Origin of the sequence: Enterobacter cloacae complex sp. P43RS, assembly GCF_014930585.1 — a bacterium.
GTDB classification, from domain to species: Bacteria; Pseudomonadota; Gammaproteobacteria; order Enterobacterales; family Enterobacteriaceae; genus Enterobacter; species Enterobacter bugandensis.
In genome coordinates this window covers 697962-717571 of sequence record NZ_JADBRJ010000001.1, presented here as the reverse complement: position 1 = coordinate 717571, position 19610 = coordinate 697962, and the positions used below count along the sequence as shown (strand labels likewise).

Below are 19610 nucleotides of genomic sequence, written 5' to 3'. Positions count from 1 at the left end.
GAAGATCAGGAAGTGCGCCACCAACCGTGCAGAGTGAAATGTGCTGTCATTTTCAGATACCTTTCTCGTGTGAACTTGCGTACTAGTTAACTAGTTCGATGGCGTGTTGTCAACCCTTGATTTCAGAATTTCACGTTAAGTCGGTATCATGGCGTTTTCGGATGTCTCCAACCTGTTATGGGAAGTGCTTTGAGCGATACCACCTACGCGATTATTTATGATTTACACAGCCATACTCAGGCCTCTGATGGCCTGCTGACACCCGAAGCCCTGGTTCATCGCGCGGTTGAAATGCGTGTCGGCACGCTGGCGATAACCGATCACGATACCACCGACGCCATTCCGGCAGCGCGCGCCGAGATTGCCCGCAGCGGGCTGGCGCTGAATCTGGTGCCCGGCGTCGAGATCTCGACCGTCTGGGAAAACCATGAGATTCATATCGTTGGCCTGAACATTGATATAGAACATCCGGCACTTCTTGCCTTTTTGCAAGAACAAAAAACGCGCCGCAACCAGCGCGCGGAGATGATCGGCGAGCGTCTGGAGAAGGCGCATATTCCGGGCGCGCTGGAAGGTGCGCAAAAGCTGGCGAACGGCGGGGCGGTCACCCGCGGTCATTTCGCCCGCTTTCTGGTTGAAGCGGGCAAAGCGACGACCATGGCGGATGTCTTTAAAAAGTATCTGGCGCGCGGGAAAACCGGATACGTTCCGCCACAGTGGTGTACAATAAAACAAGCTATTGATGTCATTCATCATTCTGGCGGTAAGGCCGTGCTGGCCCATCCGGGACGGTATAATCTTTCTGCTAAATGGCTGAAACGGCTGCTGGCGCACTTTGCCGAATGCGGTGGCGAGGCGATGGAAGTCGCCCAGTGTCAGCAGGCGCCCAACGAGCGCGCGCAGCTCGCGACTTACGCCCGCCAGTTTGGCCTGCTAGGGTCACAGGGCTCTGATTTCCACCAGCCCTGCGCGTGGATCGAGCTGGGACGCAAGCTCTGGCTACCCGCTGGCGTTGAGCCGGTCTGGCAGCTCTGGGAGCAGCCGCAGCAAATTGAAGAGAGGGAAGTATGAGTCAGTTTTTCTATATCCATCCGGACAACCCGCAGCCACGTCTGATTAACCAGGCCGTGGAGATCGTCCGCAAAGGCGGCGTGATAGTCTACCCGACCGATTCCGGCTACGCGCTGGGCTGTAAAATTGAAGATAAAGGAGCGATGGAACGCATTTGCCGTATTCGTCAGCTGCCGGACGGCCATAACTTTACCCTGATGTGCCGCGATCTCTCTGAGCTGTCGACCTATGCCTATGTCGACAACGTGGCGTTTCGCCTGATCAAGAACAACACGCCGGGTAACTACACCTTCATTCTGAAAGGGACGAAGGAGGTGCCGCGTCGCCTGCTGCAGGAAAAGCGTAAGACTATCGGCATGCGCGTGCCGTCGAACCCGATTGCCCAGGCGCTGCTGGAAACCCTCGGAGAGCCGATGCTCTCTACCTCACTGATGCTGCCGGGCAGCGAGTTTACCGAGTCCGATCCGGAGGAGATAAAAGATCGTCTGGAGAAGGTGGTGGAGCTGATTATTCACGGCGGTTATCTCGGCCAGCAGCCGACTACCGTTGTGGATCTGACCGAAGACGCGCCTGAAGTGATTCGTGAAGGCGTGGGTGATGTTAAGCCTTTCTTGTAAAGGTGTAAGCAGATATACTACGCGGCCATCAAAGCAGGGCTCGGCTCTGCTTTTGACCTGATTCGACGCCTGTGAAGGCGACACCTGAGGAAGCTCAATGAGCGAGAAGTTACAGAAAGTGCTGGCGCGCGCCGGCCACGGTTCGCGCCGTGAAATCGAAGCCATTATTGAAGCGGGCCGCGTGAGTGTGGACGGTAAAATCGCCACGCTGGGTGACCGCGTAGAAATCGTACCGGGGCTGAAGATCCGCATTGACGGTCATCTTATCTCCGTGAAAGAGTCCGCGGAACAGATCTGCCGCGTGCTGGCGTATTACAAGCCGGAAGGCGAGCTGTGTACGCGCAACGACCCGGAAGGTCGTCCAACGGTGTTTGACCGTCTGCCAAAACTGCGCGGCGCCCGCTGGATTGCGGTGGGTCGTCTGGACGTGAACACCTGCGGTCTGCTGCTGTTCACCACTGATGGTGAACTGGCAAACCGTCTGATGCACCCAAGCCGTGAAGTTGAGCGTGAATACGCCGTTCGCGTCTTCGGCCAGGTCGACGAAAATAAACTGCGCGACCTGTCGCGTGGCGTGCAGCTGGAAGACGGCCCTGCGGCGTTCAAAACCATCAAATTTACCGGTGGTGAAGGGATTAACCAGTGGTACAACGTGACCCTGACCGAAGGCCGTAACCGCGAGGTGCGTCGTCTGTGGGAAGCGGTAGGCGTGCAGGTTAGCCGCCTGATCCGCGTTCGCTACGGCGACATTCTGCTGCCGAAAGGTCTGCCGCGCGGTGGTTATACCGAGCTGGATCTTACCCAGACTAACTACCTGCGCGAGCTGGTTGGCCTGACGCCGGAAACCACCTCTAAAGTGGCGGTGGAGAAAGATCGTCGTCGTATGAAGGCGAATCAGATCCGTCGTGCGGTGAAACGCCACAGCCAGGTGAACAGCAATCGTCGCTCTGGCAGCCGGAATAACAACGGTTAATTGAAAAAGCCCGGTGAACTCACCGGGCTTTTTCTTTAGTAATCAATGCCAATTTGTGCTTTGATGCCTGCATCAAACGCATGCTTGACCGGACGCAGCTCGCTGACGGTATCTGCCAGCTCCATAATCTCACGATGACACCCACGACCTGTAACGATAACCGTCTGGTGCGCAGGGCGGCTCTTCAGTGCATCCAGCACCTCCTCCAGCGGCAGGTAGTCGTAGGCGACCATATAGGTGATCTCATCCAGCAGCACCATATTTAACGTCGGGTCAGCCAGCATCCTTTTTGCGTGCTTCCACACGGCAAGGCAGGCTGCGGTATCGGTTTCCCGGTTCTGCGTATCCCACGTAAACCCGGTCGCCATCACCTGAAACTCAACGCCGTGAGGTTCAAGCAAATTACGCTCACCGTTGGGCCATTCCCCTTTGATAAACTGGATGACCCCCACTTTTTGCCCGTGGCCGACGGCGCGCGTAGCGGTGCCAAATGCGGCAGTAGTTTTGCCTTTACCATTGCCGGTAAAAACGATGACGATCCCTCGCTCGTCCTGGGCTGCCGCGACGCGCGCGTCAACCTGTTCCTTCAAACGCTGCTGTCGCTGCTGATGACGTTCTTCACTCATTGCGAAATTCCCGGTTTGCGGCCCGGCTGGGCATCAAAGGTCATTCCGGTTTTGCGGCGGCTGTCGTCGCCCATCAGCCAGAGATAGAGCGGCATAATGTCTGCCGGGGTTTTCAGCTTCAGCGGATCTTCCGTCGGGAACGCGCTGGCGCGCATGCTGGTGCGCGTCCCCCCCGGATTAATGCAGTTTACGCGCAGATGGCGGCTCTGATACTCATCCGCCAGCACCTGCATCATGCCCTCGGTCGCGAATTTTGAGACAGCATAAGCCCCCCAGTTTGCGCGTCCCTCGCGGCCTACGCTGGAAGAGGTGAAGACCAGAGATCCAGACTCGGATTTGAGTAATAAAGGAAGCAAGGCCTGCGTGAGGAAAAAAGTACCGTTAACGTTAACCTGCATCACCTGCTGCCAGATTTCAGGATCCTGTTCATCCATTGGACGCACTTCACCTAACAAACCGGCGTTGTGCAGTACGCCGTCAAGACGTGGGTAGTGGGTACTGATACGGTGAGCAAGCTCCTGGCAGAGCGCTGGGGTGCATGTCAGCAAATCGAGCGTGTACCAGGGGGCAGGTGTCCCGCCTGCGGCCTCAATTTCCTGAGCGACCCCTTTGAGCTTTTCTTCGTTACGCCCAATCAGAATTACGCTTGCGCCATATTCAGCGTACGTCAGGGCCGCTTCGCGACCAATACCATCGCTGGCGCCGGTGACAAGAATGATTCGGTTCTGCAGCAGGTTTTTTTGCGGTTGATAATGCACGGTGACTCCTCAGGCGCACGGGGTCTCAATCACGCCTTCATAATGACTTTTCGGCTTTATGCCCGAATTAGCGTGAGAATTCAATCAGTCTACAGGACGCATTGCTGCAAAATTAACAATTTGCAAATATTTAAACCGCAGCGCGGGGATTCCTGAAGACGGCTCGCAGAGGTAATGTCACGGGCGAGACGCAGGGGCAGGGCTGTTGTACACTGCCGTGAAAGATTCGTGGTTAAATCAAGGTGGAACGCGTGGAATTACTTTCTCAATATGGGTTGTTTTTGGCCAAAATCGCGACGGTGGTGATTGCCATTGCCGTGGTTGCCGTTCTGATTGTCAACCTGACGCAGCGCAAGCGTCAGCGTGGGGAGTTACGCATCACCCGCCTGAGCGAGCAGTATAAAGAGATGCAGGAAGAGATGTCCCTCTCGCTGCTCGATAGCCATCAGCAGAAGCTGTGGCTGAAAGCCCAGAAGAAAAAACATAAGCAGGAAGCCAAAGCCGCGAAGGCGAAGGCAAAGCTCGCGACGCCGCAGGGCGACGCAAAACCCCGCGTCTATGTGCTCGATTTTAAAGGCAGCATGGATGCGCATGAAGTCGCTTCGCTGCGCGAAGAGGTGACTGCGGTTCTGGCCGTGGCAACGCCGCAGGATCAGGTGGTGGTGCGTCTTGAGAGCCCGGGCGGGGTGGTACACGGTTACGGGCTGGCCGCTTCACAGCTGCAGCGTCTGCGCGAGAAGCAGATCCCACTTACCGTGGCGGTAGATAAAGTCGCGGCGAGCGGCGGCTATATGATGGCCTGCGTGGCGGACAAAATCGTTGCGGCGCCGTTTTCCATCATAGGTTCCATTGGCGTGGTCGCACAGATCCCTAACTTTAACCGCTTCCTGAAAAATAAAGAGATTGATATCGAACTTCACACGGCGGGTCAGTACAAACGCACCCTGACGCTGCTGGGGGAAAACACGGAAGAGGGGCGCCAAAAATTCCGTGAAGATCTGAATGAAACTCACCATCTCTTTAAAGACTTCGTACATCGCATGCGCCCAACGCTGGATATTGAACAGGTGGCGACCGGTGAGCACTGGTACGGCATCCAGGCGCAGGAAAAAGGGCTGGTGGATGAAGTAGGTACCAGTGATGACCTGCTGCTCAACCTGATGGAAGGCAGGGAACTGGTAGGCGTGCGCTTTACACAGCGCAAACGGCTGATGGACCGCTTTACCAACAGTGCGGCGGAAAGCGCGGACCGCCTGCTGCTTCGCTGGCTACAGCGCGGACAAAAACCGCTGCTGTAAACAAAAACGCGAGGCATATGCCTCGCGTTTTGCATTAATCGACCAGGTGATATTTCTCTGAAAGCGTATGCGCCAGGTATTTAAACATATTAAACACGGCAGTGCTTTTCGGGGTCGGTAACCCCTGCTCGTCAAGGAAGTATTCGCCGCTGAAAACCAGCACGCCATTACGTTGCTCAACGCCGGTGGCTTCAATGCCTGCCAGCGTATCTTCATGGTCACGAATAAGCTTGTTTGCTTCGATAAGCAGAGAGGCTCGGTCAATGGGTTGGGTCGTATTCTGCATAATCCACTCCTTAAACAGTGACAATAGTCTACGCCGGGGGCGCTTTGGGGGCAAATTTTCCCTGTAATGTGAGGGGATAAGATGCAGAGGGCAGGTTGGCGGGATTTGCTTTTGCATGCTAATAAAGTTGCGTAACGAATTTTATCAGGTAGAGTGTGCGCTTTCGTCATTCTGGCAACAGAATTGCTTGACATTCGACCGGGAATTCGTCACGAATTATACGAGATGTGAGAAAAATACCCGAAAACTCAATGACCTGGATGTCGCCATTCTGACGTTCGGTAAGACATAGGGGTTGATATCCCCTGACGCAGTCGCAATATCATTGGCTCGTCGTCAGCGGAAGGGAAATCAACGTGCGGCGTATTCCTGGAAGAATTAAATTAGGTAAAGGTGAATATGGGTAAAGCTCTCGTCATCGTTGAGTCCCCGGCAAAAGCCAAAACGATCAATAAGTATCTGGGTAATGACTACGTGGTTAAGTCCAGCGTTGGTCACATCCGCGATTTGCCGACCAGTGGCTCAGCCAGCAAAAAGAGCGCAGACTCTACCTCCACCAAAGGGGCTAAAAAGCCTAAAAAGGATGAACGTAGCGCGCTTGTCAACCGCATGGGTGTTAACCCATGGCACAACTGGGATGCACAATATGAAGTGCTGCCCGGGAAAGAAAAAGTCGTTAACGAGCTGAAGCAGCTTGCTGAAAAAGCAGACCACATCTATCTCGCAACCGACCTTGACCGCGAAGGGGAAGCCATTGCGTGGCACCTGCGGGAAGTGATCGGCGGGGATGACAAACGCTACAGCCGCGTAGTGTTTAACGAAATTACAAAGAATGCGATTCGTCAGGCGTTTGAGAAGCCGGGCGAGCTGAATATCGACCGTGTGAACGCTCAGCAGGCGCGTCGCTTTATGGACCGCGTTGTGGGCTACATGGTTTCTCCACTGCTGTGGAAAAAGATTGCCCGCGGCCTGTCTGCAGGACGCGTGCAGTCTGTAGCCGTGCGTCTTGTCGTTGAGCGTGAACGCGAAATTAAAGCCTTCGTGCCGGAAGAGTTCTGGGAAGTTGACGCCAATGTCACCACCCCGGGCGGTGATGCGCTGCCGCTGCAGGTAAGCCATCACAACGATAAGCCTTTCCGTCCTGAAAACCGCGATCAGACCATGGCCGCCGTGGCGCTGCTGGAAAAAGCGCGCTATCAGGTACTGGAACGCGAAGATAAGCCGACCAGCAGCAAGCCTGGCGCGCCGTTTATCACGTCCACACTGCAACAGGCGGCGAGCACCCGTCTGGGTTACGGCGTGAAGAAAACCATGATGATGGCCCAGCGCTTGTATGAAGCGGGTTACATCACCTACATGCGTACTGACTCCACCAACCTGAGCCAGGACGCGGTGAACATGGTGCGCGGCTACATCAGCGACAACTTCGGTAAAAAATACCTGCCGGAAAGCGCCAACCAGTTCGCCAGCAAAGAGAATTCTCAGGAAGCGCACGAAGCGATTCGTCCTTCTGATGTCTCTGTTTTAGCCGAGTCGCTGAAGGATATGGAAGCCGACGCCCAGAAGCTGTATCAGCTGATCTGGCGTCAGTTTGTCGCGTGTCAGATGACGCCAGCGAAATATGATTCCACTACGCTGACCGTCGGTGCGGGCGATTTCCGTTTGAAAGCACGCGGTCGTATCCTGCGCTTCGACGGCTGGACGAAAGTGATGCCTGCACTGCGTAAAGGTGATGAAGACCGTACGCTGCCTGCGGTAAACAAAGGCGACGAGTTGTCGCTTGTCGACCTGGTTCCGGCCCAGCACTTCACCAAGCCGCCTGCGCGCTTTAGTGAAGCGTCGTTGGTTAAAGAGCTGGAAAAACGCGGGATTGGCCGTCCGTCAACCTACGCGTCAATCATCTCGACCATTCAGGACCGCGGTTACGTTCGCGTAGAGAACCGCCGTTTCTATGCCGAAAAAATGGGTGAGATTGTCACTGACCGTCTGGAAGCTAACTTCCGCGAATTGATGAACTACGACTTCACCGCGCAGATGGAAGACAGCCTCGACGAAGTGGCCAGTCACAAGGCGGAGTGGAAGAAGGTTCTCGATAGCTTCTTCAGCGACTTTACCAACCAGCTTGAGAAAGCGGAGAAAGATCCTGAAGAGGGCGGCATGCTGCCTAACCAGATGGTTCTGACCAGCATCGACTGCCCGACCTGCGGCCGCAAGATGGGGATCCGTACTGCGACAACGGGCGTGTTCCTTGGCTGTTCAGGCTATGCGCTGCCACCAAAAGAGCGCTGTAAAACAACCATCAACCTGGTGCCGGAGAACGAAGTTCTCAACGTGCTGGAAGGTGATGATGCGGAAACCAACGCCCTGCGCGCGAAACGCCGCTGCAAAAAATGCGGCACGGCGATGGACAGCTATCTGATCGATCCTAAACGCAAGCTGCACGTGTGTGGTAACAACCCAACGTGCGACGGGTATGAGATCGAAGAGGGTGAGTTCCGCATCAAAGGCTATGACGGTCCGATTGTGGAGTGCGAGAAGTGTGGCTCTGAGATGCACCTGAAAATGGGGCGTTTCGGTAAGTACATGGCCTGCACCAACGACGAGTGTAAGAACACGCGTAAAATTCTGCGCAATGGTGAGGTTGCTCCGCCGAAGGAAGATCCGGTTCCGCTGCCAGAATTGCCGTGTGAAAAATCCGACGCGTACTTCGTGCTGCGTGATGGTGCCGCAGGTGTCTTCCTGGCCGCCAACACCTTCCCGAAATCGCGTGAAACGCGCGCCCCGCTGGTGGAAGAGCTGCATCGCTTCCGCGATCGTCTGCCTGAGAAGCTGCGTTATCTGGCCGATGCGCCACAGCAGGATCCTGAAGGCAATAAGACGGTGGTCCGTTTTAGCCGTAAAACGAAGCAGCAGTACGTTGCGGCAGAGAAAGAGGGTAAAGCGACCGGATGGTCCGCCTTCTTTGTCGATGGCAAATGGGTTGAAGGCAAGAAATAATCTTTCTTAACCGTAACTTACCCGTGAAAGGGCCGGACTTCCGGCCCTTTTTTATTACCTTATTATTATTTTTTGTTCCGTACTATACAGTCAGGCTATAAGTGATATAGTGGTTATAGTTAACCCTTTTTTTATTATCAAATCGTCTTAAGCGATTGACCGCGTGCGCTAAATCGGATGGTCTGGCATGAAATTACAACAGCTTCGTTATATCGTTGAGGTGGTGAATCACAACCTTAATGTCTCTTCCACCGCCGAGGGGCTATATACCTCGCAACCGGGCATCAGCAAGCAGGTTCGCATGCTGGAGGATGAATTAGGTATTCAGATTTTCGCCCGCAGTGGTAAGCACCTTACCCAGGTGACGCCAGCGGGGCAGGAAATCATCCGTATTGCGCGGGAAGTCCTTTCCAAAGTCGATGCGATTAAGTCTGTGGCGGGGGAACATACCTGGCCGGATAAAGGCTCGCTGTATATTGCCACGACGCACACCCAGGCGCGCTATGCGCTACCGGGCGTTATCAAGGGCTTTATCGAGCGTTATCCGCGCGTCTCCCTGCATATGCACCAGGGATCGCCGACGCAAATTGCGGAGGCGGTGTCGAAGGGCAATGCAGATTTTGCCATTGCAACGGAAGCGCTCCATCTCTATGACGATCTGGTCATGCTGCCGTGCTATCACTGGAACCGCTCCATTGTGGTGACCCCTGATCATCCGCTGGCGGGCAAAGGGTCGGTGTCAATCGAAGAGCTGGCGCAATATCCTCTGGTCACTTACACGTTTGGCTTCACCGGACGATCTGAGCTTGATACCGCCTTCAACCGGGCCGGGTTAACGCCGCGGATTGTCTTTACCGCCACCGATGCCGACGTCATAAAGACCTATGTACGGCTTGGCCTGGGGGTAGGGGTGATCGCCAGCATGGCGGTCGACCCGGTGTCAGACCCTGACCTGGTGCGTCTTGATGCGCATGATATTTTCAGCCACAGCACGACAAAAATTGGCTTCCGCCGCAGTACCTTCCTGCGAAGCTATATGTATGATTTTATTCAGCGCTTTGCACCGCATTTAACGCGTGACGTGGTGGATACCGCCGTGGCATTACGATCAAATGAAGATATCGAAGAGATGTTTAAAGATATCAAACTCCCCGAAAAATAATCACACCCGGTATCTTTCCCTGAGGGAAAGATACCGAAATATCGGCTTAAAGCTAAATTAGAATTATCATCATCTGCACTTCCCCTGCCATATATTGTCATCATCCTTTTAATTTGTGTGGTTTTAATGTCGTGAATTGGCGACAAAAATAGAAACTAATTAACGGCTACGCAAATTTTTCTTTTCAAATATTTATTTCTGGTCAAAAGATTGAATATTTCATGCCTCTTGATGCGTAAATTCACTGGCTTTTCGGCTAAAGTTTCTTTAGGATTTATCTCAACAGATGATTAATTGTACCAATTGTTTGGTCCTAAATGATAAGCGATATCGATTGTATGAGGTTAGCAATGCCTTCAGGAAGTGAAGAACCGCAAAGGGATCCTGCGCTCAAGCGTAAAGCCTGGCTGGCGGTCTTTCTCGTTTCCGCCCTGTTCTGGGTGATGGTTGCTCTCCTGGCCTGGAAATATTGGGGTTGAATATGGCAGTGACGGTACGTACAGAAACGGCAAAGCGGATGTGTCAGCATCATGACACTGTTCACAAGGGACGCAAAGCGCCTGCAACAGCAGTGCCAGCATCCTGGAAACTGACGCCGCAGCAGCAGGCTTTTATTGATGTGTTCGCGGAAGACGAACCCAAAAAACAATAATTTAGTTTATTGCGTAATGATGCAGTTAGTCTGAATAATGACTATGCGCCTTTGTACTCTTTAATAAATACACATCAGCAATATAGCACGAGGACCTGCCTCGGAATGTTTAATAAATAATGCCTGGTGTCCCTATGATGAATAACATGATGTCTCAAAAATACTGGTCATGGATCGGCGTTTTTACCCTGTCGATTCTGTTCTGGAGTCAGCTCATCTGGCTGGCCGTCCACTAAATCATAAAACCTCGCTGCGGCGGGGTTTTTTGTTTTACCCTCCTCTGGACCATTCCTAAATTTATCAATTTGGGTTGTTATCAAAACGTTACGACATCTTTGTGTTATCTTTAATTACGGCCCTGATGATTGTCAGGACATCTCTGTAATTAAGGAGGAGCTTATGTCGTTAACCCTACGCGAAGCCAGTAAGGACACGTTACAGGCAGATAATAAAACCTGGCACTACTATAGCCTGCCGCTGGCTGCCAGGACGCTTGGGGACATTTCGCGTTTACCCAAGTCCTTGAAAGTTTTGCTGGAAAATCTCTTGCGCTGGCAGGACGGTGACTCCGTGACCCTCGACGATATTCAGGCGCTGGCAGGGTGGCTTAAGAATGCCCATGCCGACAGAGAAATTGCCTACCGCCCGGCAAGGGTCCTGATGCAAGACTTCACCGGCGTTCCTGCCGTGGTGGATCTCGCCGCCATGCGTGAGGCGGTTAAACGCCTCGGCGGCGATACGGCTAAAGTGAACCCGCTTTCACCCGTCGACCTCGTGATTGACCACTCCGTAACCGTTGACCACTTCGGTGATGACGATGCCTTTGGCGAGAACGTGCGTCTCGAGATGGAGCGAAATCACGAGCGTTATGTCTTCCTGAAGTGGGGTCAGCAGGCGTTCAGCCGCTTTAGCGTGGTTCCACCCGGCACCGGTATTTGTCACCAGGTTAACCTTGAATATCTCGGTAAAGCCGTCTGGAGTGAATTGCAGGACAAAGAGTGGGTGGCTTATCCGGACACACTGGTGGGTACAGATTCCCACACCACCATGATTAACGGCCTCGGCGTGCTGGGTTGGGGTGTCGGCGGTATCGAAGCGGAAGCCGCCATGCTCGGTCAGCCGGTCTCCATGCTTATCCCTGATGTTGTGGGCTTTAAGCTCACCGGGAAGTTGTCTGAAGGCATTACCGCCACCGATCTGGTGCTCACCGTTACCCAGATGCTGCGTAAGCATGGTGTGGTGGGAAAATTTGTTGAATTTTACGGTGACGGGCTGGATTCGCTGCCGCTGGCTGACCGCGCGACCATCGCCAACATGGCGCCAGAATATGGCGCAACCTGCGGATTTTTCCCCATTGATGACGTCACGCTGGAGTACATGCGCCTTAGCGGACGCAGCGAAGAGCAGGTGGCGCTGGTGGAGGCGTATACCAAAGCGCAGGGCATGTGGCGCAATCCGGGGGATGAGCCGGTATTTACCAGTACGCTTGCGCTTGACATGGGAAACGTTGAGGCGAGCCTCGCCGGTCCGAAACGTCCGCAGGATCGCGTAGCGTTAAGCGACGTGCCAAAAGCGTTTGCCGCAAGCAACGAGCTGGAAGTTAACGTGGCGAAGAAGGACCATCGCCCAATCGACTATGTTCTGAACGGACATCAGTATCAGCTCCCGGACGGCGCGGTTGTCATAGCCGCCATTACCTCCTGCACCAACACCTCAAACCCCAGCGTATTAATGGCGGCCGGCCTGCTGGCTAAAAAAGCGGTTGAGCTGGGGCTGAAACCACAGCCCTGGGTCAAAGCCTCTCTGGCACCGGGCTCCAAAGTGGTCTCGGATTACCTGGCGCAGGCCAGGCTAACGCCGTATCTTGACGAGCTGGGCTTTAACCTCGTGGGCTATGGCTGTACCACCTGCATCGGTAACTCCGGCCCGCTGCCTGAACCTATTGAAACGGCGATCAAGCAGGGCGATCTGACGGTTGGCGCAGTCCTTTCCGGTAACCGTAACTTTGAAGGACGCATTCATCCGCTGGTGAAAACCAACTGGCTCGCTTCGCCGCCACTGGTGGTGGCCTACGCGCTCGCCGGGAACATGAATATCAACCTGGCTACCGATCCTATTGGTCACGACCGCAAGAATGAGCCGGTCTATCTGAAAGATATCTGGCCGTCCTCACGTGAAATTGCGATGGCCGTTGAAAAGGTCTCCACCGAGATGTTCCGCAAAGAGTATGCGGAAGTGTTTGAAGGCACGCCGGAATGGAAAGCCATCAACGTTGTGGGCTCGGACACCTATGACTGGCAGGACGATTCCACCTATATCCGCCTGTCGCCGTTCTTTGATGAAATGCTGGCCGAGCCTGCACCGCTTCAGGATATTCACGGGGCGCGCATACTGGCGATGCTGGGAGATTCCGTCACCACTGACCATATCTCTCCGGCGGGGAGCATCAAAGCCGACAGCCCGGCGGGCCGTTATCTGCAAAGCCGGGGCGTGGAGCGCCGCGATTTTAACTCCTACGGATCGCGCCGCGGTAACCATGAAGTGATGATGCGCGGGACGTTTGCCAACATCCGCATTCGTAACGAAATGGTTCCGGGCGTGGAAGGGGGGATGACGCGCCATCTTCCGGGGACGGAAGTCGTGTCGATTTATGACGCAGCCGTCAAATATCAGCAGGAAGGTACGCCGCTGGCGGTGATCGCCGGGAAAGAGTACGGTTCCGGCTCCAGTCGTGACTGGGCGGCGAAAGGTCCGCGACTGCTTGGCGTTCGCGTGGTCATCGCCGAGTCGTTTGAACGTATTCACCGCTCGAACCTGATTGGCATGGGGATCCTGCCGCTTGAGTTCCCGCAGGGCGTCACGCGCAAAACGCTGGGCCTGACGGGGGAAGAGCAGATTGATATTAGCGGCCTGCAAAACCTGCAGCCGGGCAAAACGGTGCCGGTGAAGCTTACGCGAGCAGACGGGAAAAGCGAGGTACTGGAATGCCGGTGTCGTATTGATACGGCAACCGAACTGACCTACTACCAGAACGACGGCATTTTACATTATGTGATTCGTAAAATGCTGGATTGATAAAAAAAGCCCGGCATCTGTGCCGGGCTTTTTACTTTCACTCTTTCAGAAGATGGCCCATTTTGGCCGCCTTGGTATCAAGATAGTGGGCATTTTTCGGGTTGCGGCCGACAATCAGCGGTACACGCTCGACGATGTTGATCCCGGCTTCGGTGAGGATTTCCACCTTTTTGGGATTATTGGTCAGCAGGCGAACCTCGTCCACGCCCAGCAGCTTGAACATATCGGCGCAGAGGGTGAAATCACGTTCATCGGCGGCAAAACCGAGCTGGTGGTTGGCTTCCACCGTATCGTAGCCCTGATCCTGCAGCGCGTAAGCGCGGATTTTATTCAGCAGACCAATGTTACGACCTTCCTGACGGTGATAGAGCAGCACGCCGCGGCCTTCTTCGGCAATATGGGTAAGGGCAGCTTCGAGCTGGAAACCGCAATCACAGCGCAGGCTGAACAACGCGTCGCCGGTCAGACACTCCGAATGGACGCGGGACAGCACCGGCGTCTGCCCTGAAATGTCGCCGTAGACCAGCGCGACATGATCCTGTCCGGTTGCCAGTTCTTCAAACCCCACCATCAGGAAATCGCCCCATGGGGTTGGCAGTTTGGCTTCTGCCACACGTTTAAGCTGCATGTGATTCTCCAGAGTAGGCTGACACGTTTCGTGCCTTGCGCCTGTTTTGCTTTCTGTATTTGTCCATTTTGCCACAAGCTCAGCACGTTCGCCTAATGGGCGCCATGCTATATGAACGTTAAACGCACGATCCGACATATCCACCCATCGAATGAATTTCAGTTATGATTGTGAGGCTTAGCGAAAAAGGAGAAGACATGCTTTCAATCGCCAGACGTACGGCAGCAGGCGCGGCCATTTTACTGATTATGCCTTTGGCCGTGTGGGTCTCCGGCTGGATGTGGCAGCCGGGGCAGAATGCCACGTTGCTGAAAACGTTATACTGGGTAACGGAGACGGTCACGCAGCCGTGGGGAATTATTACCCACGTTATCCTCTGCGGCTGGTTCTTGTGGTGCCTGCGCTTTCGACTGCGCGCGGCGTTGATGCTCTTTGCTATCCTCGGTGGCGCGATCGTTATTGGACAGGGCGTGAAGTCCTGGGTGAAGGATCACGTTCAGGAGCCAAGACCTTTTGTCGTCTGGCTGGAAAAAGCGCACCATGTTCCGGTGGATGAGTTCTACAATTTAAAGCGTAAAGATCGCGGCGCGCTGGTGAAAGAACAGCTTTCAGAACAGGAAGATATTCCAAAGTTCCTGCGTAAGCACTGGCAAAAAGAGACGGGATTCGCGTTTCCTTCCGGCCATACGATGTTTGCAGCCAGTTGGGCGTTGCTGGGCGTTGGGCTGCTTTGGCCTCGACGTCGCACCATGACCATCGCGATTTTACTGGTTTGGGCGACAGGGGTGATGGGCAGCCGCTTGCTGCTGGGAATGCACTGGCCGCGGGATCTGGTGGTCGCTACGCTGATCTCCTGGATGCTGGTGACGCTGGCAACCTGGCTTGCAGAACGGTTCTGCGGCCCGCTCACGCCACCACCTGAAGAGAAAGAAGAGATCGCCGAAAGGGAGCAAAGCGACGCCTGACGGTTGATATTGTGCATTTTGCCCATAAATCCATGACGTGCGCGTTACTTTTTCCGTTTCGCGCCCGTCGCTAAAATGGTAGTTTATAAGGCTGATTGCGGTGAGTTGAACACACTTTATTCGCTTGAACCACATAACGGGAAGTAATGTGAAATATTTACTCATTTTCTTACTGGTATTGGCGATTTTTGTCATTTCAGTCACATTGGGTGCACAAAACGATCAACAGGTGACGTTTAACTATCTGCTGGCGCAGGGTGAGTATCGGGTCTCCAGCCTGCTGGCGGTCTTATTTGCTGCAGGCTTTGCCATCGGCTGGCTGGTTTGCGGTCTTTTCTGGTTGAAAGTTCGTGTTTCTCTTGCGCGCGCTGAACGTAAAATTAAACGACTTGAACAGCACATTGCGCCTGCGTCCGACATGCCGGAAAGTTCAGGTGTGCCGGTCGTGAAGGAATAATCGACTATGCTGGAGTTGTTGTTTCTGCTTTTGCCTGTAGCCGCAGCCTATGGCTGGTATATGGGCCGCAGAAGTGCGCAACAAACGAAACAGGATGAGGCTAACCGACTCTCCCGCGACTACGTTGCGGGGGTGAACTTCCTCCTGAGCAATCAGCAGGACAAAGCGGTAGACCTGTTCCTCGATATGCTGAAAGAGGATACGGGGACCGTCGAAGCCCACCTCACTCTCGGTAACCTGTTCCGCTCACGCGGCGAGGTTGACCGCGCTATCCGTATCCACCAGACCCTGATGGAAAGCGCCTCCCTGACCTACGAACAACGTCTCCTGGCGGTACAACAGCTGGGCCGAGACTATATGGCCGCGGGGCTGTACGATCGCGCTGAAGATATGTTCACACAGCTGGTGGATGAAACGGATTTCCGTATCGGCGCGTTGCAGCAGTTACTGCAGATTTACCAGGCCACCAGCGACTGGCAGAAAGCCATTGATACGGCAGAGCGTCTGGTGAAGCTGGGCAAAGACAAGCAGCGCGTTGAAATTGCGCATTTCTACTGCGAGCTTGCCCTTCAGCAGATGGGCAACGACGACATGGATAAAGCCATGGCGTTGCTCAAGAAAGGCGCCGCCGCAGACCGCAATAGTGCGCGTATCTCTATCATGATGGGGCGCGTTTTTATGGCCAGCGGCGACTACGCTAAAGCCGTTGAAAGCCTGATGCGGGTGATTGACCAGGACAAAGAGCTGGTCAGCGAAACGCTTGAAATGCTGCAAACCTGCTATCAGCAGCTGGACAAGCAGGAAGAGTGGGTGGCATTTCTGCGCCGTTGCGTGGAAGAGAATACCGGCGCGACCGCTGAGCTGATGCTCTCTGACGTGGTTGAGCAGTATGAGGGGAGCGACACCGCACAGGTTTATATTACCCGTCAGTTGCAACGTCATCCCACGATGCGCGTATTCCACAAGCTGATGGACTACCATCTGAACGATGCGGAAGAAGGGCGCGCGAAAGAGAGCCTGATGGTGCTGCGCGACATGGTTGGCGAGCAGGTGCGCAGCAAGCCGCGCTACCGTTGCCAGAAGTGTGGTTTTACCGCCTACACGCTCTACTGGCATTGTCCGTCCTGCCGGGCCTGGTCCACCATCAAGCCAATTCGCGGCCTGGATGGGCAGTAATTTTTTAAAAAGCCTTCATTTTAGTTACAACATACTGATGGCTTTTACCGCTTTCTCAACACCGTGCGGCTTGCTGGCCTGGCAGGGGCATAAATGGATCCTGTCAATTTGCGGCGACGGCAGGTAGAATGCAGGCCGTTTATCTGTTCCGCGCCGCTGCGCGCCCATAGACGAAAAGGGCTGGTCATGACGTCTGTTACTTCCTCCACTTCCCGCGTTATTACGGATTCTCCTGTTGTTGTTGCGCTTGATTACAATAAGCGTGACGCAGCGCTGGCCTTTGTCGACGGTATCGATCCTCGCGATTGTCGTCTGAAAGTTGGTAAAGAGATGTTCACGCTGTTTGGACCGCAAATCGTCCGCGATCTGCAGCAGCGCGGTTTCGATGTCTTCCTCGATCTCAAATTCCATGATATCCCGAACACCACGGCGCACGCGGTTGCCGCCGCTGCGGAACTGGGTGTATGGATGGTCAACGTCCACGCGTCGGGCGGGGCGAGAATGATGACAGCCGCTCGCGAAGCACTCCTGCCGTTCGGCAACGATGCGCCATTACTGATTGCGGTTACCGTGCTGACCAGCATGGACGACAGCGACTTGCGCGACCTTGGCGTGACGTTGTCACCTGCCGGGCACGCCGAGCGTCTCGCGCGTCTGACGCAGAGCTGTGGTCTCGATGGCGTCGTTTGCTCCGCGCAGGAAGCGGTACGCTTTAAGTCAGAGTTGGGCAAAGATTTTAAACTGGTCACGCCAGGCATTCGTCCTGCTGGCAGCGACGTGGGCGATCAGCGACGCATTATGACGCCTGAGCAGGCGTTGGCAGCAGGCGTTGACTACATGGTTATCGGCCGGCCGGTGACGCAGTCTGCGAACCCGGCGGAGACGCTTAAGGCTATCAACGCATCACTGAAAAAGGGGGCGCAATGACTGATTCCAACAGTCGGCTGGTCTACTCGACGGAAAGCGGGCGCATAGACGAACCGAAAACGAAAGCAGAACGTCCGAAAGGTGACGGTATTGTTCGTATCCAGCGTCAGACCAGCGGGCGAAAAGGAAAGGGGGTCTGCCTGATCTCCGGGATTGATCTGGATGATGCGGAGCTGAACAAGCTGGCAGCAGAGTTGAAGAAAAAATGTGGCTGCGGCGGCGCCGTGAAGGACGGCATTATCGAAATTCAGGGTGATAAACGCGATTTAATTAAAACGCTCCTTGAAGCCAAAGGCATGAAAGTTAAACTGGCAGGCGGCTAAAATAAATAAGCCACGGCAAATGCCGTGGCTCGTGTTATATACGTGCGTTAGTCAGACCTGAAATGCGATGCTAAATCGCCTTAACGGGAAGGCTGATAGAATAATTATTTGCCAACCTGGTGACCGATAATACCACCGACAGCAGCGCCGCCTAATGTACCCAGCGTACTACCATCCGTTAATACTGCACCACCGAGCGCACCAGCACCGGCGCCAATTGCGGTGTTACGGTCACGTTTAGACCAGTTAGAGCACGCGCTCAGGGACATTGCTACAGTGATTGCCAGAACAGCGGCGGCTAATTTTTTGCTGGTTAAGGTCATAATACTTTCTCCTGAATTATCGATTCACGGAAAGATGTACACATTAAGTATAGTCAAAATGAATACTCAATTCTTTTTTCCGTGAAAGCTGGTCGCGCAGGCGTTACGTAATCACGCAGGTGATAGTCACTTCCTGTTATATCGCTAACATTAATTTTACGACTTTACGGCAGGTTAAACAGGTAAAAACTCTTAAAGGATGGATAGGAATCCTCTCAGACGAAGGGGCATATGCGCCCGGAATACGGGCGCAAATGGACTCAGGCGGGCGTTTTAATAATATCGACAATGAGACCGTCATCTTCCAGTTTATTACGATGTTCGTCGCTTAACCTTTCATCGGTAATTACGCGGCTAAAGCGTGAGGCTGGACCCATGGTGTAAGGATGGACGGCGCCAAATTTAGAGCTGTCGGTCAGCACAATGGCTTCACACTCTTTTTCCAGAACGGCATTCACAACGTCAGATCGCATCATATCCCGGCCGGTGAAGCCTGTCTCCGGCTGCCAGCCGTCAATACCGATAAACGCCTTACTGAAATGAACCTGCTGGACATACTGCCGGGTTAGCGGGCCTACCATGCTCTCACTTTTTTTCTGGTAAATGCCGCCCAGCAAAATCACCTCACAGCGCGTCTCTTTGAGCAAATGGGCGATATAGCTGCTGACGGTGATGATGGTAACGTCTTTTTGTTCGGCAAGCGTACGTGCCAGAAGAGCGTTGCTGCTGCCGTTTTCAATAAAGACCGTCTCGCCAGGGTTTACCAGCGATGCGGCAAATTCTGCCAGTTCTCGTTTAAGCGCGTAGTTATTCATCATGCGCGTCTCAACGTCGTCGCTGTCCAGCGGCACGGCATAGCCATGCGCACGGCGCAGGTAGCTCTGTTTTTCCAGCAGATTAAGATCCTGACGGATGGTCACTTCTGAAACGCCGGTGGTTTTAGCCAGCTCAACGACGCTTACGCGCCCCTGATCGATGACCATCTGCAAAATGAGTTGTTGTCGGGAATTCATAGCATCCAATTAATAAAGCGAAACGAGGTCTGAGACAGTGGGATTAGACTTCCCACGGCGCTTTAGGCTGTCGGTTTTCGGGGGCATTGTCAGAGCCATCCTGAGCGAGAAGTTCAGACTTCAGGATCTCGAGATTACGGATTGCAGAGTGATAATCACCCGCCACCAGGATATCCAGCACGGTATCAATACGTTGTGCTACAGCTTGTGGATCAATAGTAGACATCATCTCTCCCCAGGAGCGAAAAGTTAATAATTTCAATGATGCAGAAAATAGGTTCAA

Annotated in this window: 23 protein-coding genes and 1 other annotated feature (1 of these 24 only partly in view); of the genes, 15 read left to right on the top strand and 8 right to left on the bottom strand. The window is 54.0% G+C overall.

The annotated features are described in order from the left end of the window. Nucleotides 1-29: a sequence feature (Trp leader region), on the bottom strand (it extends 65 nt beyond the left edge of the window). Further along, entirely contained in the window at nt 6-50 is a 45-nt protein-coding gene (gene trpL / locus IM294_RS22215) for a trp operon leader peptide (protein ID WP_106993556.1), read from the bottom strand. (Overlaps the previous feature by 24 nt.) A 139-nt stretch (nt 51-189) precedes the next feature. Here trpL and rnm point away from each other — a divergent pair, with 139 nt between their 5' ends. The 3 genes from rnm (at nt 190) to rluB (ending at nt 2661) form a co-directional block, all read left to right on the top strand. Beyond that, the gene (gene rnm, locus IM294_RS03430; RefSeq protein WP_028013409.1) at nt 190-1071 is read left to right on the top strand and encodes an RNase AM; all 882 of its coding nucleotides are present in this window, start codon (nt 190-192) and stop codon (nt 1069-1071) included. Continuing rightward, a complete protein-coding gene (locus IM294_RS03425; RefSeq protein WP_003856793.1) occupies nt 1068-1688 on the top strand; it encodes an L-threonylcarbamoyladenylate synthase in 621 nt (206 codons plus the stop codon). The genes rnm and IM294_RS03425 overlap by 4 nt, the downstream gene beginning before the upstream one ends. A gap of 97 nt (nt 1689-1785) precedes the next feature. Continuing rightward, a complete protein-coding gene (gene rluB / locus IM294_RS03420; RefSeq protein WP_028013408.1) occupies nt 1786-2661 on the top strand; it encodes a 23S rRNA pseudouridine(2605) synthase RluB in 876 nt (291 codons plus the stop codon). A 35-nt stretch (nt 2662-2696) separates the two neighbouring features. Here the strand turns inward: rluB and cobO are convergent, their stop codons facing one another. Both cobO and IM294_RS03410 read right to left on the bottom strand, forming a co-directional pair. Further along, on the bottom strand, nt 2697-3287 hold the full coding sequence (gene cobO, locus IM294_RS03415; protein ID WP_045630540.1) for a cob(I)yrinic acid a,c-diamide adenosyltransferase: 591 nt from the start codon (nt 3285-3287) through the stop codon (nt 2697-2699). Continuing rightward, a complete protein-coding gene (locus IM294_RS03410; RefSeq protein ID WP_028013406.1) occupies nt 3284-4045 on the bottom strand; it encodes a YciK family oxidoreductase in 762 nt (253 codons plus the stop codon). Before IM294_RS03410 ends, cobO begins: the two co-directional genes overlap by 4 nt. Before the next feature lie 251 nt (nt 4046-4296). Between IM294_RS03410 and sohB the strand changes: the two genes are divergently transcribed. Continuing rightward, nucleotides 4297-5343, top strand: a complete 1047-nt coding sequence (gene sohB / locus IM294_RS03405; protein ID WP_041909637.1) for a protease SohB — start codon at nt 4297-4299, stop codon at nt 5341-5343. A 34-nt stretch (nt 5344-5377) separates the two neighbouring features. Here sohB and IM294_RS03400 read toward each other — a convergent pair whose 3' ends face one another. Then, nucleotides 5378-5629, bottom strand: coding sequence for a YciN family protein (locus IM294_RS03400; protein WP_003856804.1), 252 nt, complete (start codon nt 5627-5629; stop codon nt 5378-5380). A 399-nt stretch (nt 5630-6028) separates the two neighbouring features. Between IM294_RS03400 and topA the strand changes: the two genes are divergently transcribed. The 6 genes from topA (at nt 6029) to acnA (ending at nt 13515) form a co-directional block, all read left to right on the top strand. Next, complete coding sequence (gene topA / locus IM294_RS03395; RefSeq protein ID WP_041909639.1) at nt 6029-8626, top strand: type I DNA topoisomerase; 2598 nt, start codon at nt 6029-6031, stop codon at nt 8624-8626. 187 nt (nt 8627-8813) lie between these two features. Next, nucleotides 8814-9788, top strand: coding sequence for an HTH-type transcriptional regulator CysB (gene cysB, locus IM294_RS03390; protein ID WP_028013403.1), 975 nt, complete (start codon nt 8814-8816; stop codon nt 9786-9788). 338 nt (nt 9789-10126) lie between these two features. After that, the gene (locus IM294_RS03385; RefSeq protein ID WP_213743510.1) at nt 10127-10267 is read left to right on the top strand and encodes a YmiA family putative membrane protein; all 141 of its coding nucleotides are present in this window, start codon (nt 10127-10129) and stop codon (nt 10265-10267) included. Between the two features lie 2 nt (nt 10268-10269). Then, entirely contained in the window at nt 10270-10440 is a 171-nt protein-coding gene (locus IM294_RS03380) for a hypothetical protein (RefSeq protein WP_032644881.1), read from the top strand. Nucleotides 10441-10577: 137 nt separating this feature from the next. Further along, nucleotides 10578-10676, top strand: a complete 99-nt coding sequence (gene ymiC / locus IM294_RS22045) for a small membrane protein YmiC (protein WP_032644994.1) — start codon at nt 10578-10580, stop codon at nt 10674-10676. A gap of 163 nt (nt 10677-10839) precedes the next feature. Next, entirely contained in the window at nt 10840-13515 is a 2676-nt protein-coding gene (gene acnA, locus IM294_RS03375) for an aconitate hydratase AcnA (RefSeq protein WP_126818527.1), read from the top strand. Between the two features lie 37 nt (nt 13516-13552). Here acnA and ribA read toward each other — a convergent pair whose 3' ends face one another. Beyond that, nucleotides 13553-14143 carry a GTP cyclohydrolase II gene (gene ribA / locus IM294_RS03370; protein WP_028013401.1) on the bottom strand — a complete coding sequence of 197 codons (591 nt, stop codon included), beginning with the start codon at nt 14141-14143 and terminating at the stop codon, nt 13553-13555. A 197-nt stretch (nt 14144-14340) separates the two neighbouring features. Here ribA and pgpB point away from each other — a divergent pair, with 197 nt between their 5' ends. The 5 genes from pgpB (at nt 14341) to yciH (ending at nt 17991) form a co-directional block, all read left to right on the top strand. Then, nucleotides 14341-15108 (top strand): phosphatidylglycerophosphatase B, encoded by a 768-nt coding sequence (pgpB, locus tag IM294_RS03365; RefSeq protein ID WP_063942362.1) that lies wholly within the window; start codon nt 14341-14343, stop codon nt 15106-15108. A 148-nt stretch (nt 15109-15256) separates the two neighbouring features. After that, complete coding sequence (locus IM294_RS03360) at nt 15257-15565, top strand: LapA family protein (RefSeq protein WP_028013399.1); 309 nt, start codon at nt 15257-15259, stop codon at nt 15563-15565. Between the two features lie 6 nt (nt 15566-15571). Continuing rightward, a complete protein-coding gene (gene lapB, locus IM294_RS03355; protein ID WP_041909646.1) occupies nt 15572-16741 on the top strand; it encodes a lipopolysaccharide assembly protein LapB in 1170 nt (389 codons plus the stop codon). A 186-nt stretch (nt 16742-16927) separates the two neighbouring features. After that, nucleotides 16928-17668, top strand: coding sequence for an orotidine-5'-phosphate decarboxylase (pyrF, locus tag IM294_RS03350; protein ID WP_045260660.1), 741 nt, complete (start codon nt 16928-16930; stop codon nt 17666-17668). Then, nucleotides 17665-17991: a stress response translation initiation inhibitor YciH gene (gene yciH, locus IM294_RS03345; protein ID WP_048959157.1), complete on the top strand. Its 327-nt coding sequence runs from the start codon at nt 17665-17667 to the stop codon at nt 17989-17991. The genes pyrF and yciH overlap by 4 nt, the downstream gene beginning before the upstream one ends. Before the next feature lie 104 nt (nt 17992-18095). Here yciH and osmB read toward each other — a convergent pair whose 3' ends face one another. From osmB to IM294_RS03330, 3 genes are all read right to left on the bottom strand, one after another. After that, the gene (gene osmB / locus IM294_RS03340; RefSeq protein ID WP_008501216.1) at nt 18096-18314 is read right to left on the bottom strand and encodes an osmotically-inducible lipoprotein OsmB; all 219 of its coding nucleotides are present in this window, start codon (nt 18312-18314) and stop codon (nt 18096-18098) included. Between the two features lie 260 nt (nt 18315-18574). Then, complete coding sequence (locus IM294_RS03335) at nt 18575-19327, bottom strand: DNA-binding transcriptional regulator YciT (RefSeq protein ID WP_041909650.1); 753 nt, start codon at nt 19325-19327, stop codon at nt 18575-18577. A 43-nt stretch (nt 19328-19370) separates the two neighbouring features. Then, on the bottom strand, nt 19371-19553 hold the full coding sequence (locus IM294_RS03330) for a hypothetical protein (protein ID WP_126818572.1): 183 nt from the start codon (nt 19551-19553) through the stop codon (nt 19371-19373). Nucleotides 19554-19610: the final 57 nt, after the last annotated feature.

Excerpts from the sequence above, each read along its gene's own strand:
- IM294_RS03425 (WP_003856793.1), top strand. The coding sequence starts at position 1,068 with ATGAGTCAGTTTTTCTATATCCATCCGGACAACCCGCAGCCACGTCTG.
- rluB (WP_028013408.1), top strand. The coding sequence starts at position 1,786 with ATGAGCGAGAAGTTACAGAAAGTGCTGGCGCGCGCCGGCCACGGTTCG.
- cobO (WP_045630540.1), bottom strand. The coding sequence starts at position 3,287 with ATGAGTGAAGAACGTCATCAGCAGCGACAGCAGCGTTTGAAGGAACAG.
- IM294_RS03400 (WP_003856804.1), bottom strand. The coding sequence starts at position 5,629 with ATGCAGAATACGACCCAACCCATTGACCGAGCCTCTCTGCTTATCGAA.
- topA (WP_041909639.1), top strand. The coding sequence starts at position 6,029 with ATGGGTAAAGCTCTCGTCATCGTTGAGTCCCCGGCAAAAGCCAAAACG.
- cysB (WP_028013403.1), top strand. The coding sequence starts at position 8,814 with ATGAAATTACAACAGCTTCGTTATATCGTTGAGGTGGTGAATCACAAC.
- IM294_RS03385 (WP_213743510.1), top strand. The coding sequence starts at position 10,127 with ATGAGGTTAGCAATGCCTTCAGGAAGTGAAGAACCGCAAAGGGATCCT.
- IM294_RS03380 (WP_032644881.1), top strand. The coding sequence starts at position 10,270 with ATGGCAGTGACGGTACGTACAGAAACGGCAAAGCGGATGTGTCAGCAT.
- ymiC (WP_032644994.1), top strand. The coding sequence starts at position 10,578 with ATGAATAACATGATGTCTCAAAAATACTGGTCATGGATCGGCGTTTTT.
- acnA (WP_126818527.1), top strand. The coding sequence starts at position 10,840 with ATGTCGTTAACCCTACGCGAAGCCAGTAAGGACACGTTACAGGCAGAT.
- ribA (WP_028013401.1), bottom strand. The coding sequence starts at position 14,143 with ATGCAGCTTAAACGTGTGGCAGAAGCCAAACTGCCAACCCCATGGGGC.
- pgpB (WP_063942362.1), top strand. The coding sequence starts at position 14,341 with ATGCTTTCAATCGCCAGACGTACGGCAGCAGGCGCGGCCATTTTACTG.
- lapB (WP_041909646.1), top strand. The coding sequence starts at position 15,572 with ATGCTGGAGTTGTTGTTTCTGCTTTTGCCTGTAGCCGCAGCCTATGGC.
- pyrF (WP_045260660.1), top strand. The coding sequence starts at position 16,928 with ATGACGTCTGTTACTTCCTCCACTTCCCGCGTTATTACGGATTCTCCT.
- yciH (WP_048959157.1), top strand. The coding sequence starts at position 17,665 with ATGACTGATTCCAACAGTCGGCTGGTCTACTCGACGGAAAGCGGGCGC.
- osmB (WP_008501216.1), bottom strand. The coding sequence starts at position 18,314 with ATGACCTTAACCAGCAAAAAATTAGCCGCCGCTGTTCTGGCAATCACT.
- IM294_RS03335 (WP_041909650.1), bottom strand. The coding sequence starts at position 19,327 with ATGAATTCCCGACAACAACTCATTTTGCAGATGGTCATCGATCAGGGG.
- IM294_RS03330 (WP_126818572.1), bottom strand. The coding sequence starts at position 19,553 with ATGTCTACTATTGATCCACAAGCTGTAGCACAACGTATTGATACCGTG.